Annotated in this window: 10 protein-coding genes; 6 read left to right on the top strand and 4 right to left on the bottom strand. The window is 48.5% G+C overall.

Annotated features, from left to right (window positions below; all coding sequences use genetic code 11):
• Nucleotides 1–309: 309 nt before the first annotated feature.
• Complete coding sequence (locus NV381_RS37615; protein ID WP_258218384.1) at nucleotides 310–1,608, bottom strand: MFS transporter; 1,299 nt, start codon at nucleotides 1,606–1,608, stop codon at nucleotides 310–312.
• Between the two features lie 132 nt (nucleotides 1,609–1,740).
• Here NV381_RS37615 and NV381_RS37610 point away from each other — a divergent pair, with 132 nt between their 5' ends.
• Together NV381_RS37610 and NV381_RS37605 are read left to right on the top strand one after the other, a co-directional pair.
• The gene (locus tag NV381_RS37610; protein ID WP_258218383.1) at nucleotides 1,741–3,630 is read left to right on the top strand and encodes an ABC transporter substrate-binding protein; all 1,890 of its coding nucleotides are present in this window, start codon (nucleotides 1,741–1,743) and stop codon (nucleotides 3,628–3,630) included.
• A gap of 74 nt (nucleotides 3,631–3,704) precedes the next feature.
• Nucleotides 3,705–4,985, top strand: a complete 1,281-nt coding sequence (locus NV381_RS37605) for a hypothetical protein (RefSeq protein ID WP_258218382.1) — start codon at nucleotides 3,705–3,707, stop codon at nucleotides 4,983–4,985.
• Nucleotides 4,986–5,020: 35 nt separating this feature from the next.
• Here the strand turns inward: NV381_RS37605 and NV381_RS37600 are convergent, their stop codons facing one another.
• From NV381_RS37600 to NV381_RS37590, 3 genes are all read right to left on the bottom strand, one after another.
• On the bottom strand, nucleotides 5,021–5,497 hold the full coding sequence (locus NV381_RS37600) for a hypothetical protein (protein WP_258218381.1): 477 nt from the start codon (nucleotides 5,495–5,497) through the stop codon (nucleotides 5,021–5,023).
• A gap of 141 nt (nucleotides 5,498–5,638) precedes the next feature.
• On the bottom strand, nucleotides 5,639–6,217 hold the full coding sequence (locus NV381_RS37595) for a thymidine kinase (protein ID WP_258218380.1): 579 nt from the start codon (nucleotides 6,215–6,217) through the stop codon (nucleotides 5,639–5,641).
• 75 nt (nucleotides 6,218–6,292) lie between these two features.
• Nucleotides 6,293–8,512: a PAS domain S-box protein gene (locus NV381_RS37590; RefSeq protein ID WP_258218379.1), complete on the bottom strand. Its 2,220-nt coding sequence runs from the start codon at nucleotides 8,510–8,512 to the stop codon at nucleotides 6,293–6,295.
• A 304-nt stretch (nucleotides 8,513–8,816) separates the two neighbouring features.
• On the opposite strand from NV381_RS37590, the gene NV381_RS37585 reads away from it, so the two are divergent.
• The 4 genes from NV381_RS37585 to NV381_RS37570 all read left to right on the top strand — a co-directional run bounded on the left by NV381_RS37585 (nucleotide 8,817) and on the right by NV381_RS37570 (nucleotide 16,964).
• A complete protein-coding gene (locus NV381_RS37585) occupies nucleotides 8,817–9,008 on the top strand; it encodes a hypothetical protein (protein ID WP_258218378.1) in 192 nt (63 codons plus the stop codon).
• 399 nt (nucleotides 9,009–9,407) lie between these two features.
• Nucleotides 9,408–10,397, top strand: coding sequence for a Gfo/Idh/MocA family protein (locus NV381_RS37580; protein WP_258218377.1), 990 nt, complete (start codon nucleotides 9,408–9,410; stop codon nucleotides 10,395–10,397).
• A 284-nt stretch (nucleotides 10,398–10,681) separates the two neighbouring features.
• Nucleotides 10,682–15,274 carry a glutamate synthase large subunit gene (gene gltB, locus NV381_RS37575; RefSeq protein ID WP_258218376.1) on the top strand — a complete coding sequence of 1,531 codons (4,593 nt, stop codon included), beginning with the start codon at nucleotides 10,682–10,684 and terminating at the stop codon, nucleotides 15,272–15,274.
• A 205-nt stretch (nucleotides 15,275–15,479) separates the two neighbouring features.
• Nucleotides 15,480–16,964, top strand: coding sequence for a glutamate synthase subunit beta (locus tag NV381_RS37570; RefSeq protein ID WP_258218375.1), 1,485 nt, complete (start codon nucleotides 15,480–15,482; stop codon nucleotides 16,962–16,964).
• Nucleotides 16,965–17,487 lie beyond the last annotated feature (523 nt).

Genomic DNA, 17,487 nt, shown 5'->3' with positions numbered 1-17,487 from the left:
GAACCTGTTCGCCAGTCGACCTGTAACGATGAAATGAAGAGCCGTATGCGTTAATTGCGCACGTACGGATCTGTGAGGGGGAAGGGGCACAATCCGTGAGAAGGAAAGGCCCCGCCTACTCGACTATGTTGGGTAAATAGGAGCATTATGCACAAAATCAGAGAGATAACGGAACTTGCTGTTCCCTTATTTCTCTGATTTTTGAGTTTTTCAGGTGTTAGAGGAATAAACACTTCCGCTATCGGTACAGCTCCTTAAATTCGGAGTCTTCACCCAGACTTTAAGTGGCTTTCCTCTATGCCTATTAGATCATGCACGGACGCGCGCTCGGAATATCGCGGCCGCCGACAGAGCAGCGAGCACGAGCAGCAGTGCTGCGCAGAGCTGATACAAGCCTGCGAGTCCCAGCTGGCCGAGCAATGCAAAGCCAAGCAGCGGGCCAAGCGCAGCGCCGACATCTACGACCGTAGTATAGGTCGTCATGTAGGCTACGCGGGAAGAGCCTGTAGAGGCGTCAGCGGCCAGAGCATCGGTGAGCGTGACGATCGCCGTGTTGGCGAGCTGGGCGACCAACAAGAGCGAGAGCCATGCCGCGAACGGCAGCTTCAGCGGCAGCAGGGCCAGGGTAACCGCAGCTATAGCGAGCGATGCGGTATACAGCGGCAGCCGACCGCGTGGGCCATCGGACCATGCGCCGATCCGCGGCGAGAGGTACGGCGACCAGGCCCAGCGGATAGCCTGCACGATGCCGGCGACAGAGGCCGCGCCCAAGGTAGCGCCGAGCAGCGTTATCGTGCCGCCGGTGCCCGGCAGATGAGCCTCAATAACTGCGCTAAGCGTAGAGAGATAGATGCCGAAGAACACAATCGCGGTTCCGGTGCCGGAGGCCAGGACCAACCAGAAGGCAGCGGGAATTTGTGTTAGAGCTGAGCTCCAGCGTTGGCTTAAGCTCTTTTTGCTGTCCTTGTTAGTCCCGACTGCCGCGACGGCTTCGGTTCCTCGGGATGAGGGAACATGCTTCCACGCGAATGGAATTCCCGCGAGCATAACAACGCCGAGCAGCAGCGCTATGGGCCGGACGCCGATCACATCGGCGAGTACGCCGCCGGCCAGCATGCCGATCAGGCTGCCGAAGGCGATGATGCCGTTGTAGCTGCCGAGCAGCTGCCCGCGATTGCTGTCGGACGAGGCCTCCAGCACGGTCAAATAGCCCCCGATGCGAAGCAGCGACCATGCTGCTCCCCATAATGCCCTCGCAATGAGCAGGGCAGTGAAACCAGACAAGCAGCCATAGCCGATTGTCGTTAAGCAAGCTAGGAGTACAGCCAGCATTACGCCCAAGCGCTTGCTCATCCGGCTATATAGCCAGCCGACCAGCGGATTGAGCGGCAGCCGCACGAAACGGTTGATCGACAGCAGAAATCCAACCTGCCAGAGCGCATCTAACCCGAAATGCTTCCAGTACAAAGGGAGCACAATATAATACATCGAATCTCCCAGCAAACAGATGGCTGTAACCCATGCAATGATTCGAACCTGCTTGCTGCCCTCGCTAGGAGCAGGAGCCGAGGGACGTCCGTCCGATAGGGCTGATGATGATGTAATCATAAGCTGTGTTGTCTCCTCTCCGAGTAAATTTTTCTTGTTTATTTATTGTAGCTGGAAAAAGGGGAATAAAAAGTGTAATCTCAGGATATTAGATTTCCCCTTTTATAGGGAATGGACGGAGGTGCTCCGATTATGCAACTGATGGAACACTATGTACGGCTGTACACCAGCTTGGAGCAGAATCAGTTTCATGGAGAACTGCAGGACGTCACTGTACCTCACATAGCAGCTTGTCTCTATTGCACAGAGCGTAATGCCAAGCTTCTAATTAAAGCGATGAGGCAGCATGGTTGGATTGCCTGGTCGCCCGGTCGCGGCCGAGGAAATCACTCCCAGTTGGCACTGCTGGCTGATCCTAATGAGCTGCTGCTGGAGCAAGCGGTAGGGTTACTGCGAGATGGCCGCATCCAGGAAACCGTCGAACTGCTGAACACAGAATGGTTGTCCGAGAAGGGGAGGGAGCAGCTCCATCAAGCACTGCGGCAATCGTTTGGATATCTTCGTGCGATTGAAACAGAGGCCTCATACAAGCATTTATTGCGTTTCCCATCCTACCGGCAGCCAGGTATGCTTGACCCAGCTTTGACGACGCGCAGAACTGAACTGCATTTCGTCCGGCAGCTGTTCGATACGCTTGTAGAGTATGACAGTGAACGTGATCTTTTCATGCCTGGGCTTGCCCATCATTGGGAAACCGACCGCAAGGCACAATGCTGGAGATTTTATTTGCAAAAGCATGTGCGCTTTCATAACGAAACCCCTTGTACGGCCGATGATGTGCTGCATACGCTGGAACGGCTTTTGGACCCTTCCGTGAAATCACCTTTCAGGCAGCTCTATCGTGGGATACAGGAGGTGAATCGGATTGACGATTATTCGTTCGATATCAAGCTGTCTTCAGGGCAATGGCATTTGCCGGCGTTGTTGGGAGCCTCGGCTGCAAGCATAGTACCGAAGGATCATTCCACCGGAGGTCCGCTCTTTCCAACAGGAACAGGGCCATTCAGGCTTTCACACCGTGACGAAAGACTGCTGGTGCTCGAAGCGAATCCGTTCTATTTCAAGCGGCCTGCTAATGTGGATCGGATCGAGATGTGGTATTTGCCTGAGATCTATGAGCAGCAATTTAACAGGTCTAACGAGGTAGGTCAGGAGGGAGGAGGGATGAATTTCCATCATTATAGGGCATTCGTACAGGACGATGAGCCATGGGAGCTTACGGTAAGAACAGACCGCGGGTGCAAATATGTACTGCTGAATCGGGCTAAAAAAGGTGATCTTGAGAAGCAAGAGATCCGTAATATTGTATATAAAGTGATCCGGGAATGTGATGCAGAAAGCTTACTGGGCGGCAATCGCGGGGAACTGGCAAACGGATTTATCCGGGATCTTTCCGAGCCTGCTCCTGCTATTGCTGCTAAAGCCAGCGAGGAGCAGGCTCAATCTGATGTTTCAGCCGCATCGAATGCACGAAATCCGCTGCTCACCGGTCACAGCGGTGCCAGCCCTTCAGAGCCGACGCTTCAGCTTCAGCTCGTCACCTACGCTGGCGCTGGCCATGAGCGGGATGCAGCCTGGCTGCAGCAAGCGCTAGGCAGCTATGGCATCGCGCTGACCATTCGGCTCGTACCCTACGAGGCATTAGCCGAGCCGGATGTGTTAGCGCAAGCAGATCTGCTGCTGCTTGAGCAGCCTGTCGACGCTGACGCGGAGTGGACTATGCGGGCCATCCTGGGCAGCGGGCAGAGCCCGCTGCGCTGCTGCTTGCCAGCGGAGCGGCTGCTTGAGCTTGATCGTCGACTGGCGGAGCTACCGAACGAGCCGTCCCGCGAAGCCCGCTTGCAGCAGCTGGTCAGGCTGGAGCGGGAGCTGCTGGATGACCAGACGGTCATCCTTTGGTACCGCTGGCACCAGACGGCATCCTTCCCACCGGAGCTGCGCGGAGTAAGCATCAGCTCATTAGGGTGGGTGGACTACAAGCAGCTGTGGTTCGCTCACGACGGTTTAGATAACTTCACTTAATCTTAGTAAATCCTTGCAGCAACATATCCGCCTTGTTTGCGTCAATAACATAAAAAGGAAAGGAGTGCTCGCAGATGAAAGGAAGAGCAGGCAAGCTTGTGGTTGCGGTTGTTTTATTTTTGAGCGTATGGACTGGGGCAAGCGGTAATGTAAAAGCGATCGACACCTTCATTACAACGAACCTCGTCGTTATGGAAGGAACGAATCTCCTGAATGATTACAGCAAGCCTGATTCAATAGCAGGTTCAATTACAGGCACTCAGAATGTGCAAGTGGCGTGTGAGCCCAGAGAGCAGGGGTTGCTGGGTTGCGCAACGAGTGATGGGAGTGGTGCGAGCTACGGAGGTAAGGACTATATCCTCGTAAAAACATCACTTGGCAACAAGTGGATCGAAGACAACGGCCGAGTTATTTACGGTTATTATAAGGAAATAGATCGGGAGATCACGCTTGTCGACGACACGAAGCTGTATGAGCTGCCTGTCGGTATGAAGTCCTATGATCAGACGGAACAACCCAGGGATACAGGCCAGATGCTGGCGCCACAAAAGGTACAGGTGACAGCGAGTGTCAGCTATATGCATAAATGGGTACGTACAGGCAGGGGAATGGTTGAGAGCACCGGCACTTGGTACCGGGTGCATACGAGCTGGGTGGGTGACAAATGGATTCTGGATCCCTTTATTCCCGAAGATGTGAAGGAACAGCCCACAGACACGCCCATCAAGCTAACAGGAGAAGAGATGCTTTATGATTATCCCTATCGTTCTACAGGCAGAGGAGAGAAAGCAACTCCTGGTGTTATCCAGCCGATAGCAGCTTCAATTTTCAATATGAGAACTGTGATTGTTGTGTGGTATAAAATCAAGCAAAATGACGGAGCCGTCAAATGGGTACAGATGAATCCGCAGAAAAACGAGGAATGGTTGAAATTCAGCCTACCGAATGAAAAGGTTAAGATTCGAACGGCTACACGGTATTTTGATTCCAGATGGGAAAACCCCATTGAACTGCAAGACTGGCTGCAGCCAGGAGACTATATCGCCGACGAGGTCGACGATGGATGGGTTCATGTGCAAACCCCACTGGGCTGGAAGTGGCTCAACCTTCAACGTGCGCCGCTCGAACGGCCGGAAGGCATTCAATTAACGCAGGATAACGTGATGCTGACGCCGGAGACGAAGACGTATTATTTTCCACTGACAGGGGAAATATGCCATGAGAAGGGCACCTTTGGCTACCAGGAAGCACAGGCCTTCGAGAAATGGACTTCGCCTCAAGGGGAGAATTGGTACCATATACCCACGTACAGCGGTATTGTATGGCTGCCAGAAAAGCCATTGCCGGAGGAATAAGGGTTGCAGCTGTGGCAAATTGGGGATTATGGCCATTAAGACTTTGACTTATCGTCCCCATCCGTTGAATTGTCTTTTCCGTTAAATAAGGTTTCTGTCAAAGTTTTCAGCTTATCCATTACTTTGCCGTAACCGAATCCAACCAGAAAGGCAATCCCTATTTTGGCAATTACAGATTCCTTTGCTTCAAGCAGCATAATTCCGCTTTCGAACAAAATAATAGTCATAACGGCTGTACCGGCACAAAGAATGGGGCGCAAAATGTACCAAAGCACCCAACGTTCCGTCAAGCTGTCATAATACAGGTGAAACAATCTCATAGCGTACAGCGTGCCGCCGATAGCTCCAGCTAGCGCATAGTAAAAATAATCCTGAAGACTAATGAAATCGATACCAAGAGCATGCTCGAATAAACCGCTGCTTATCGCTGCGATTAACCAGAAGCTGCCCACATACCATACCGTTAAATAAGCCATGATGCCCAGCTTGTACAACTGATCCTTGCTGAACATGTACACCACCGCCTTCAATGGAAAAAATGACTTGTTTCATAATATGAAGGAAAGAAGCTAAGGGTGCTTCTAGTGGAAAAAAGAGGATGTAGCGAGTCGATCAAACCGTCTCGTTACATCCTCTTGGTATTTGCATACTTGTTACAGCTTATGAGCTTGTTTCCGTTTTAATGCATAACATTTACGGCATACAGGCAAGTAGCTTTCGTTGCCGCCAATCTGAATTTGCTCCCCTTCGAACACAGGGCGTCCGTCCGTGCTTCTCATATTCATAACTGCTTTTTTATCGCAAAACCAACAGACCGTTTTAATTTCCTCGATTTTATCGGCGATGGCGAGCAGGTGGTAGCTGCCCTCGAACAAATTGCCTAGAAAGTCGGCGCGCAGACCATATGCGATGACCGGAATATCCAGGAAATCAACAATTTCCGTTAGCTGCTGGACTTGTTCTTTATTTAGAAATTGAGACTCATCTATCAAGATACAATTCGGCATTTCTGCTGCCGCGAGCTCGATCATGTTAATTTGATCATCTACTATGATTGCTTGTTTTTGCATGCCGATGCGTGAAGCTACTGTGCCGACCCCATTTCGGTTATCTACAGCAGGGGTAAATAACAGCACCTTTTTCCCTTGCTCCTCGTAGTTATGGGCAGTACGCAGCACCTCGATCGATTTGCCGCTGTTCATAGTGCCGTATCGAAAATATAGTTTAGCCACGTAAGTAGACAGTCCTCTCTGCTGAAATATGTCATCTATCATAGCACAGGATCTTTAGGAAATGTATAGGCCGGACTAGTCATTTGCAGCCGGTAATATAATTGTAGCGATGGTGCCTCGTCCTGGCTCGCTGTTGAACCGAAGGGAGCCGCCATGCTCGCCAAGAATTTTATAACTGATCATTAAACCAAGCCCGGAGCCCTTTTCTTTTGTTGTGAAAAAAGGCTCGCCTAACCGGGACAGCTCCTCTGCCGGGATGCCAAAGCCTTGATCTTGAAACACAATGGAGAGCATTCCATTGAACGTTTTTTGTGCATAAATCTGAACAATTCCTCCATGTGGCATAGCTTCAATACCGTTTTTGAGCAGATTGATGAACACCTGCTTCAATTGATTTTCCTCGCAATGAACAGCTGGAAGGTTGGATTGAATATGCATTATCATCTGAACCTCGTTAAGATTGGCCTGTGAACGCAGGAAGGATATGACATCGCGGAGAAGGGGCTCAGTTTGCCGCTTCCTATAAGTAACAGCTTGCGGCTTAGCCAAAATCAGCAGCTCGTTAATGATTTGCTCAATTCGTGTCAGCTCACTCATCATGATTTTCAAGTACTGGTACTTATGTGGACCGCCCTCATACATAAATTGTGTGAAGCCTTTCAGAGCTGTTAGCGGGTTGCGAATTTCATGGGCGATACCTGCCGCCAGCTGGCCTGCTACTGATAGCTTACATGAGCGGCGCAGCAGCTCCTCCGTATGCTTACGTTCACTAATATCACGTGAAACCATAACAACCGATTCCACACATCCGTCTAATCCGATCACCGGGACTCCGTTTACTTCAAAGGTTTTTACTTGCTCTGATGCTTGAGCGGGCCAATGCAATTCCGTTGTTCCAGGCTCTTTTCTTCTGATCAATTCATCAAAAAAATCACTGACCTGCGATTTCCAAGGCTCCTCAAAATACGAGAAAGGAGATTCTGCTTCCAGTAATATTGCAGGATCTACATTCATTACCTGCTGATGGGAGGGTGATACGTACTTTACAAGGCCATCTGTAGACAGAAGAACTACTAAGTCATAGGTGTTTGCAGCAATGATCCTGTAGCTTTCTTCGGTCTGGCGCAGCAGACGCTCGGTTCGTTTGCTTTCGCTAATATCGCGGATACTGATAAATAAAGCCATTACAAGATTTTCGGCACTTTTGAGCGGAAAGATAGTCAGGCTTACATCAAGCATATGTTTGCCTTTGTGCAGCCGTTTTGTTTCATAACCGACGACGGGTATGCCTCTTGCTGCCTGCTGGAAAAGGGCATTGGTTTCAAGAGTAAGTTCTTCAGGGATAATAAGAGGAGGCTTTCCCAACAGCTCATCCTCACTAAATCCGAAAATATCCGTATAGGCTGGATTGACTGTCAAAATACGGTATTGCAGATCCAATATTGAGATAGCGTCAGGCGCATGTTTTATTATGGCATCTAATTGCAGCTTTGTTTCCAAATAGGCATTTTCCTGCTTTTTCAGCAAGGTGGTTTCACGAATAAATAAACAGATGCCCTCCTTGGTTGGTTGGCAGCTGACTTCGTACCAGCGTTTTTCGGGGCCGTAGCATTGATGGAGATAGGTGTAGATGCGTTCTTCCATGGAGCGATGGAATTCTTTATAAAAAGGGCTGCTGACTGCTTCAGGAAACAACATCCATAGATTTCGCCCCACTATATCCTCAATTTTATGTTTGAAAATGGCCTCGGCAGCTTTGTTCACATAGCTGATATGCCAATCGGCTTTCAACATAACCACTGCGAATGGAATGGACTCCAACAGCGTGCTGAATGTGTTCACGGATGTATGCAGCGCGGCTTCGAGCTTTTTCTTGTCGTCGATATTTTGTGTTTGCATGAGTATATAACGTGGCTCCCCCTGTTCATCACGCAGGAGAGTCGCATTTACAGAACACCACACCGAAACACCTGAATTTTGAATAAACCTTTGTTCGATTTGAAAAGTTGGGATCAATCCTGCCGCGAGCTGGCTGGATAGGTGCACGCATCGAAGCAGCTCGTCGTGATGGGTAACAACCGGTATGCTTAATTGTTTCAACTGTATCTCCTCGTAACCCAACAAGCTGCTGAATGCAGGATTTACATAGATAAAGCCACAATCCAAATTCATCAATGCCGCCCCAAAGGCAGATTGAGTGAACCATTGATAGGATAGCCCGCATAAGGGGAAATCTGCTGCCTCGTCGGTGTCGGATAAATGCATGTTACTGTTCCTGCCGCCAGACTGGTTCATGGTACAAGGAGCCTCCGATTAATTAGATCTTTTCTTTTAAAATTCAACAAAAAATGACATTTCCCTCTGTCCTTTTCTTCATCTTGCTAAAAAAAGAGGGGGCTAAACTCAAAACCAGCACTGCGCTGGCGCCTTGCACTGACCCTTGACTCTTGGCTGATCACCAGCCCGTACAAAAACCTGCGAAAATGCATTTATTTTCTTCCGAAATTTGAGGCGCTAGGAAATAACTGTAGAAAGTGCAGGTATTTTCATGCAAAACGGTCTGGATTCAGCTAAGAATGATAAAAAGATGCACATTTGCATGAATTCAAAAAGAATGCTGGCAAAACGACAAAAAAGCTGTATAGATGCAGGTTTTGGCATAGGCAATGGCTTTGAATCCTATCTTGTACGCGCCTTTGCCGTTCTCAAGGTGTGTTCACGCGCTGAGCTGAGTAAGGAGCCGGATCGAATGACTTCGTCACGCGCTGAGCTGAGTAAGGAGCTGGATTGAATGACTTCGTCAAGCGCTGAGCTGAGAAAGGAGCTGGATTGAATGCCTTTGACACGTGCTGAGCTGAGTAAGGAGGCTGGAACGAATGATTTTGCCAATCACTGAGCTGAGTAAGGAGCCGGATCGAAGGGATTTGTCACGCGCTGAACTGGGTACAGAGCCCTGAAATCGAATGAATTTGTCGAGCCACGATTTCGGTCTTGATCCAAATGAAAGTCGCAAAGACTTGTAGTTTTTGATATAAAAGCGGATTTTTTAAACTCGGAATATTATAATAAAGGTAGAACGATCAAGCGATTTTAACAGATACAGCATATGAAAGCGATTTCAAAGAAAGAAAAAGTCAACAAATGCTAACAAAGCCAGCTTCACTAAAGCGAAAATCTAAGGAGGAATATTATGAAACAAATCAGATGGGCAATTATTGGAGTAGGAGATGTGGTGGAGCGTCGGGTGGCGAATGCATTGCAAACAGCAAAGGGGAGTGTACTTCAAGCGGCAGTGAGGCGCAATGAAGATAAGCTTAAGGCGTTTGCGGAGAAGTTTGGGGTACCGAAGGCATATACGGATGTATCGCAGGTATGGTCTGACCCGGACATCGATGCGGTTTACATTGCAACGCCAGTAGTACTACATGCTGAGCATGTAATAGAAGCTGCCCGTCATGGCAAGCATGTGCTGTGCGAGAAGCCAATGGCTATAAAAGCGGAATTTTGCGAGGAAATGATTGAAGCCTGCAAGGAGCACAACGTAAAGCTGGGAATTGCTTATTATCGTAGATATTATCCGAAAATAAGGAAGCTCAAGGAGCTACTCGATGCAGGAGCCATAGGCCAAGCTGTCTATGCCAGGGCTCAATTCAGCGGTAAATCGGATCACGCGGCAAGTGAGCGTGCCTGGCTTCTGCAGCCCGAAATCTCCGGAGGGGGAGCGCTGATGGACGTTGGCAGCCACGTCTTGGACTTGCTCTGCTTTAGCTTGGGCCAACCGCTGCAGGTTACAGCTATAACAGGCAATATTGTACAGGATCTTAAGGTGGAAGATACAGCTTCATTACTTGTTCAGTTTGCCTCCGGCTGCCAAGCTTCCGTTCATGCCAGCTTCAGTACCTCAGTTGGTAATCAATTGGAGATATTCGGTACAGAGGGAAAGCTGACGATGTGCTCGATAGAAGATGCTGAGCTGGAATGGACGAATGGAGCAGGAGAAGTGCAGAGGTTCGAACTTCCGAAGCATCCGAATATGAATGTACCGATGATTGAAGATTTCATAGAACAATTAGAAGGCAAAAGCAGCTATTTATGCCCTGGAGAAGCAGGAATTCTGTCATCTCGAATTATGTCAGCGGCGTATCTTTCGGCTGCTGAAGGGCGACATGTTACGATATAATACCTGACACGTGGGCGAAAACCGAACAATTATTGGAAAGTTCAACAAAAAAGAATGGTTTTTGTGCAAAAAAAGAGTTATTTTAAATTGATAGTTTAGGTCTCAGATGTTAATATAAGACATATTATCTTAAAATAGAGGTTTATAGAATCGAAACCGCTCTGATTTGGCTGAAAGTGATATATCCTCACATACAATCCTCTGAAACTTGCGGTGTTGATGTCACTTCAATCTAAGTTTGTGAACGAAAGTACAAATAATTACAGTTAGAAAGGTTGTACAACATGAACAGAAATGGATTACCAGTAAAGCAAGGTCTTTATGACCCGCAGTTTGAGCATGACGCTTGTGGAATCGGATTTGTAGCCAACATTAAGGGGAAACCCTCACATGAAATTGTTGGTCAAGCTTTAAATGTACTTTGCAATCTGGATCACCGCGGCGGCCAGGGTTCTGAGAGCAATACGGGGGATGGAGCAGGTATTTTGCTGCAAATTCCACACGGCTTTTTGAATACGGAATGTGCCAAAGAAGGCATTCAGCTGCCAGAGCCGGGCAAGTATGGTGTCGGCATGGTATTTCTCCCACAAGATGTTACTATGCGCGCTGCCTGTGAAAAGGTACTTGAGGAGAAAATTCAACAAGCGGGTCAACAACTGCTTGGTTGGAGAACGGTACCGACAGATAATTCCTCGCTGGGAGATTCGGCGAAGTCAGCGGAACCTTTTGTTCGTCAGGTTTTTATCGGCTCAACGGTAGATGGTGGCGATGAGCTGGCGTTCGAGCGCAAGCTGTATGTGATTCGTAAATTAACGGAAAATGCGGTTCGCGCGTTGGATAACGGCGATGCCTTCTATTTTTCCAGTTTGTCGAGCCGTACGATTGTTTACAAAGGAATGTTAACACCGGAGCAGGTTGACAACTATTATTTAGAGTTGAAAGATCCGGCGTTTGAAACAGCGCTGGCACTAGTTCACTCCCGGTTCAGCACGAATACTTTCCCAAGCTGGGAGCGTGCGCATCCTTACCGTTACTTAATTCATAATGGTGAGATCAACACGCTGCGCGGTAACGTCAACTGGATGCATGCACGCCAAGCGATGTGCGACACCGATTTATTCGGTGAGGATCTGAAAAGCATTTTGCCAATCATCGATACGGACGGCTCCGATTCGCAAATGTTCGACAATACTCTGGAATTTCTGATGCTTACTGGACGCTCGCTGCCTCATGCAGCAATGATGATGGTTCCAGAGCCATGGTCCAAGCACGAAACAATGAGCGATGAGAAAAAAGCTTTCTATGAATATCACAGCTGTTTGATGGAGCCGTGGGATGGTCCTGCAGCCATATCCTTTACGGATGGTAGAATGATTGGCGCTATCCTTGACCGTAACGGTTTGCGTCCGGCACGTTATTATGTGACTAAAGACGATCTGATTGTTCTTGCTTCTGAAGTAGGGGTATTAAATATTGCTCCAGAGCGAATTGTCCGCAAAGAACGTTTGCAGCCTGGACGTATGCTGCTTGTTGACACCGTCCAAGGAAGTATTATTTCCGATGAAGAAGTCAAAAGTTCCATCATAACCGAGAAGCCTTATCGCGCATGGTTGGATGAACATCTGATTTCATTGGAGCAGCTGCCGGAACCGAATGAAGTGCCGCAAACGGATCATGAGTCTGTACTGCAGCGCCAACAAGCATTCGGATATACCTTTGAGAATTTGCGCAGAATCATTGAGCCTATGGCCAAAACCGGTGTTGATCCGATCGCATCAATGGGCTTCGATGCACCGCTTGCTGTCTTATCAGACCGTCCGCAGCTTCTATACAGCTACTTCAAGCAGTTGTTCGCGCAGGTGACGAACCCGCCGATCGATGCGAACTTCGAAGAAATTATTACGGCTCAAGGAACGACTGTAGGGCCTGAGCGCAATTTGATTAATCCGGAGCCGGAGAGCTGCCGCCAAATCCGTTTGGCAACGCCAATCTTGACGAATGCAGAGCTGGCTAAGCTGCGTGAGATCAAGCGCGATGGCTTCAAGTCTGTGACATTGCCGATTTTATTCAATGCATCGGAAGGTCCTGATGCTTTGGAGCAAGCGATGGAAGAGCTGTATGCAGCTGCAGATCAAGCTATTTCCAGTGGCGCAACGCTGATCATCTTGTCCGACCGTGGCATAAATGCAAATCAGGCTGCTATTCCAGCCTTGCTCGCTGTATCCGGTCTGCACCATCATTTGATCCGCGAAGGTACGCGTACTCAAGTGGGGCTTCTGCTTGAATCCGGTGAGCCGCGTGAGGTTCATCACTTTGCTCTGCTTCTTGGATATGGTATCAGCGGTATCAATCCTTATCTGGCATTGGAAACGCTGGAAGACATGGTTCTTCAGAAAAAGCTGAAGGATATTACAGCTGAAAAGGCTATATACAACTACGTCAAGGCTTCAACTAAAGGCGTTGTCAAAGTATTGGCCAAGATGGGAATTTCAACGATTCAAAGCTATCGTGGAGCACAGATTTTTGAAGCGGTCGGCTTGGATCAGTCGGTTATAGATAAATATTTTACTTGGACTTATACACCGGTTAGCGGTATAAAAATGGACGTTATTGCACAAGAGGCTATCCTTCGTCATCAGCGTGCTTTCTCCGAACAGGAAGGCGCAGAACGTGCTCTTGATACGGGCGGCGAGCTGCAATGGCGTAAGAACGGCGAGGATCATCTGTACAATCCGGAAACGATCCACGCGCTGCAAGGTGCTGTAAGAACAAATAATTACAGCATGTTCAAAAATTTCACGAAGCTGGTTAACAAAGAGAATGAGAAATTCGCGGCATTGCGTTCGCTCTTTTCATTCAAATCCGGCCGTGCCCCGATTTCCATTGATGAAGTCGAACCGGTTGAATCCCTATTCAAGAGATTCAAAAGCGGCGCTATGTCCTTCGGATCCATTTCCAAGGAAACCCATGAGGATATGGCAATCGCGATGAACCGTATTGGTGGCAGATCGAATACCGGTGAAGGCGGAGAGCATCCTGAACGTTTCACTAAGGATGAGAACGGTGATTCACGCCGCAGTGCCATTAAACAGGTAGCATCGGGACGTTTTGGCGTAACGAGCAACTATTTGGTTAATGCTGATGAAATTCAAATCAAAATGGCGCAGGGCGCAAAGCCAGGCGAAGGCGGGCAGCTGCCTGGCACGAAGGTATATCCATGGGTTGCTGAAGTACGGGGTGTTACACCGGGCGTAGGCTTGATTTCCCCTCCTCCGCATCATGATATTTATTCGATCGAGGATTTAGCTGAGTTGATTCACGATTTGAAAAATGCCAATCCACGTGCGAGAATCAGCGTCAAGCTTGTTTCCGAAGTGGGTGTGGGTACGATTGCAGCGGGTGTTGCCAAAGGTAAAGCTGACTTGGTGCTAATCAGCGGCTACGATGGCGGTACTGGAGCATCACCGCAAACGAGTATCCGACATGCGGGTTTACCTTGGGAGCTTGGGCTTGCGGAAACGCATCAAACACTCGTGCTGAACAACCTGAGAAGCCGGATTACGGTTGAAACCGACGGAAAGCTGATGACCGGACGTGATGTTGTTATCGCAGCGCTGCTTGGTGCAGAAGAATTTGGTTTTGCTACAACACCGTTGATTGCTTTGGGATGTATTATGATGAGAGTTTGCCATTTGGATACTTGTCCAGTTGGAGTAGCCACTCAAAATCCGAAGCTGAGGGCCAAATATACCGGTGATCCGGAGCATGTTGTTAACTTCATGAGGTTCGTTGCACAGGATGCGCGCGAATTGATGGCAGAGCTCGGCTTCCGTACAATTGAAGAGATGATTGGCCATACGGAATATTTGGAAACGAATCAAGCCATTACACATTGGAAGGCCAAGGGCATCGACTTGTCGCCATTGCTGCATCAGCCGGAAGTTGGCGAGGATGTTGGACGTTACTGCTCGATGGAACAAGACCACGGTCTTGATCGCTCTTTGGATGTTACACAGCTGCTTGATATCTGCAAGCCTGCTCTGGAGAACAAAGAGCATGTTCATGCGATTCTGCCGATTCATAACGTGAACCGTGTAGTTGGAACCATTCTTGGAAGCGAAGTAACCCGCCGATATGGTTTGGAAGGTTTGCCGAACGATACAATTCGCATTCATTTCAACGGGTCTGCCGGTCAAAGCTTTGGTGCCTTCGTTCCTAAGGGCATCACGCTTTCCTTGGAAGGCGATGCTAATGACTACGTTGGTAAAGGCTTATCCGGTGGTAAGATTGCCATATTCCCTTCAGAGCAATCTACTTTTGAAGCTGAGGATAACATCATCATCGGAAACACCGCTCTATATGGGGCAACGGATGGTGAAGTGTATATTCGCGGAATGGCTGGTGAGCGCTTCTGTGTTCGTAATTCCGGTGTAAGTGTTGTAGTAGAGGGAGTGGGCGACCACGGCTGCGAATACATGACCGGGGGACGTGTAGTTGTTCTTGGACCGACAGGACGTAACTTTGCTGCTGGGATGTCCGGCGGTATCGCGTATGTGCTGGATGAGAATGGTACCTTTAAGGACAAATGCAACAAGGAAATGGTGCATCTGGAGCAGGTTGAGGAAACCTATGAAGCCGAAGAGCTGCGCAACATGATCCAGCATCATGAAACTTTCACAGGAAGTAAGGTTGCAGACCGCGTCCTGAAAAACTGGGAAGAGCACGTTTGGAAGTTCGTCAAAGTTATTCCTAAGGACTACAAACGGATGTTCGAAGCGATTGAGCGAGTGAAACGTTCTGGCTTAAGCCAACAGGAAGCTTTGCTAGTTGCTTTTGAAGAGAACATGAAGGATGTATCCCGCGTAGGCGGTAACTAATTTAGATATGGTTTTATAGGGCTTATACATGTAATGCATTGAAAAAGAACAGCTGCGAGTCAGTCTCCTCTACTTCAAGCCGCAAAAATGCGGTATGTAATTGATGATGGACCACTCTTTCACTATTCTTTTCGGATGAAGCATGTATAAGCCCTTTTTTTATACACAAATAAAGCGTTTACATTATGCGCAGGAGGCGGATTTAATGGGCAACCCAACAGGCTTTATCGATTATGAGCGTGAAATTCCGAGAGAAGCGGCTCCGTTAATGCGTATTAGCCACTGGAATGAATTCAGCACTCCGTTGTCTGAGGATAAGCTTCAGACTCAGGGAGGGCGCTGTATGGATTGCGGTATTCCTTTCTGCCATACGGGTAAGCTGATCAGCGGTATGGCGGCAGGCTGCCCAGTCAACAATCTCATTCCGGAATGGAATGATTTAGTTTACCAAGGGCGCTGGCGCGAAGCCCTGGATCGACTTCATGCAACCAATAACTTTCCTGAATTCACAGGCCGCGTCTGTCCGGCGCCTTGCGAAGGCTCCTGTACTGTGGGCTTAAGTGGAGCCCCAGTGACGATTAAAAATATTGAGAAATCGATCATCGATCGAGGATTTGCCGAGGGTTGGGTTGTGCCGGAGCCACCGGCTGTTCGCACCAGCAAGAAGGTTGCGGTAATCGGCTCCGGTCCATCGGGACTTGCCTGTGCAGCGCAGCTTAACAAAGCCGGTCATACCGTGACAGTATACGAGCGCGCGGATCGTATAGGTGGGTTGATGATGTATGGAATTCCGAACATGAAGCTAGATAAGAAATATGTCCAGCGCCGTGTGGACCTTCTCACCGCCGAGGGCGTTACTTTCGTGACGAGCACCGAGATTGGTAAAGACATTCCTGCATCCCAGCTGAAGGATGAATTCGATGCTATCGTTTTATGCGGTGGAGCTACTAAGGGACGCGACCTTAATATTGAAGGCCGTGAGTTGAAGGGCATTCACCTGGCGATGGAATTCCTCTCTAAGAACACGAAGAGCCTGTTGGATTCCAAGCATCAGGACGGTCAATTCATCTCAGCTGAAGGCAAGGATGTTATTGTTATTGGCGGAGGCGATACGGGGACGGACTGCGTAGGCACCTCCATTCGTCATAAATGCAAGAGCGTAACCCAATTCGAGATTATGCCTAAATCACCGGAGACCCGTCAACCTAACAATCCATGGCCGGAATGGCCTAAGGTGCTTAAGGTAGATTACGGTCAAGAGGAGGCTGCTGCACTGCAGGGACAGGATCCTCGTCATTATTTAATTAATACCAAGAAGTTCGTCGGTGATGAGAACGGCCATGTGAAGGAGCTTCACACGGTTCTGATAGAATGGAAGAAGGATGATCAGGGTCGGTTCGTTCCTGTGGAGGTTCCAGGCAGCGAAAAAGTATATCCAGCACAATTGGTTATGCTTGCCATGGGCTTCATGGGACCGGAGAACACAGTGATAGATCAGTTGGGTATTGAGAAGGATGAGCGTTCCAACGCCAAAGCGGATTACGGTAAATATGCGACCAACGTACAGGGGGTATTCGCTGCAGGTGATATGCGCCGCGGGCAAAGCCTTGTCGTGTGGGCTATTAACGAAGGCCGTGAGGCGGCGCGTGAATGCGATCGTTACTTAATGGGTTCTTCTAATTTGCCATAAGCTTAAGCTGCCACGAGCAGTTAAAAAGAGTGCATACCGGCCGGTATGCACTTTTTTAGTTGAAAGTATAAGTTTTTATTTCTGGATTCTGAGTTCGTTCAGCCTTAACAAATAGAGAAAGCTTAATTTCATTAAAGCAGATGTTGAATTTTCTGCTCGCAAGTAAAGTGCTGCTAAAGCTCGAATGCATCTTCGTCGGGTGGTAGTGAATGAAATGTTTAGATGGAATTTCTGGAGCTAATTCTCTCTTCACGCCCATGTTTATGTGATTAACTGAAAAAACCCCTTCTAATATAGACATATATTGCATAAAATGCATTAAATGACGGAATTTAACTGGACGATTTCCAGTTATTTGCGTAAAAAGCCTTCGTATCCTGGAATTAACGGGAGGATTGGATCTCTGTCAAGAAAGTAGACACTCAAATAAGAGATATCACACAACCTTTTTGTAATACATGGCCTCGTATTGATCCGGTGAAACATAGCCCAAAGAACCATGAATTCTCTTACGGTTGTAAAA

This window comes from Paenibacillus radicis (ex Xue et al. 2023) (assembly GCF_024722015.1).
Classification (GTDB): Bacteria; Bacillota; Bacilli; order Paenibacillales; family NBRC-103111; genus Paenibacillus_S.
The sequence above is the reverse complement of the archived record's forward strand: the minus strand, read 5'-3'. Positions and strand labels throughout refer to the sequence as shown.

Coding starts and splice junctions, on each gene's coding strand:
- NV381_RS37615 (WP_258218384.1), bottom strand. CDS start 1,608: ATGATTACATCATCATCAGCCCTATCGGACGGACGTCCCTCGGCTCCT.
- NV381_RS37610 (WP_258218383.1), top strand. CDS start 1,741: ATGCAACTGATGGAACACTATGTACGGCTGTACACCAGCTTGGAGCAG.
- NV381_RS37605 (WP_258218382.1), top strand. CDS start 3,705: ATGAAAGGAAGAGCAGGCAAGCTTGTGGTTGCGGTTGTTTTATTTTTG.
- NV381_RS37600 (WP_258218381.1), bottom strand. CDS start 5,497: ATGTTCAGCAAGGATCAGTTGTACAAGCTGGGCATCATGGCTTATTTA.
- NV381_RS37590 (WP_258218379.1), bottom strand. CDS start 8,512: ATGAACCAGTCTGGCGGCAGGAACAGTAACATGCATTTATCCGACACC.
- NV381_RS37585 (WP_258218378.1), top strand. CDS start 8,817: ATGAATTCAAAAAGAATGCTGGCAAAACGACAAAAAAGCTGTATAGAT.
- NV381_RS37580 (WP_258218377.1), top strand. CDS start 9,408: ATGAAACAAATCAGATGGGCAATTATTGGAGTAGGAGATGTGGTGGAG.
- gltB (WP_258218376.1), top strand. CDS start 10,682: ATGAACAGAAATGGATTACCAGTAAAGCAAGGTCTTTATGACCCGCAG.
- NV381_RS37570 (WP_258218375.1), top strand. CDS start 15,480: ATGGGCAACCCAACAGGCTTTATCGATTATGAGCGTGAAATTCCGAGA.